At 40.9% G+C, this 724-nt stretch carries 1 protein-coding gene; it reads left to right on the top strand.

The window, feature by feature from the left end:
• On the top strand, positions 1–580 hold a 580-nt coding region (rlmD, locus tag SORDD24_RS10560), incomplete at its 5' end, for a 23S rRNA (uracil(1939)-C(5))-methyltransferase RlmD (protein ID WP_081103594.1).
• Positions 581–724: the final 144 nt, after the last annotated feature.

Raw genomic sequence — 724 nt, forward strand, 5'->3', positions numbered from 1 at the left:
CCAAGAGAGTATTCAAGAAGGAGTACTCGACTATGAGTTTTCTCTCTCCCCTCGAGCCTTCTATCAGCTCAATCCTGAGCAGACCGAGATTCTCTATAGTCAAGCGGTTAAGGCCCTAGATGTTAGTGAAGAAGATCATTTGATTGATGCCTATTGCGGTGTTGGGACGATTGGATTTGCTTTCGCGAAGAAGGTCAAGAGCCTCAGAGGAATGGACATTATCCCGGAAGCCATTGAAGATGCCAAGCGAAATGCCCAGAGAATGGGATTTGATAACGCCTATTATGAAGCTGGGACTGCAGAAGAGATTATTCCACGTTGGTACAAAGAAGGATACCGAGCAGATGCCTTGATTGTAGATCCTCCGCGAACTGGTTTAGATGATGAGTTGTTAGAGACAATCCTAACCTATGTTCCAGAAAAGATGGTCTATGTATCTTGTAATGTTTCAACATTAGCACGAGATTTGGTTAAACTTGTGAAAGTATACGACCTCCACTACATCCAGTCAGTCGATATGTTTCCTCACACCGCACGGACAGAGGCGGTCGTGAAGTTGGTGAAACGAAAAAGCTTGTAAGTTCTTTCTAGGGGACTAAAATACTATAGAAGATAGTAATGTTTAGGATAACATCTTCAAAAAATTTATTATAAAAGTCGAAAATAAATCTAACAAACCTATTGACAAAGGGAGAAAAGAAGGTATAATAGAAAGAGTCAAAAA

It is taken from the genome of Streptococcus oralis, assembly GCF_001579175.1.
In the GTDB taxonomy this organism is placed as follows: domain Bacteria; phylum Bacillota; class Bacilli; order Lactobacillales; family Streptococcaceae; genus Streptococcus; species Streptococcus oralis_O.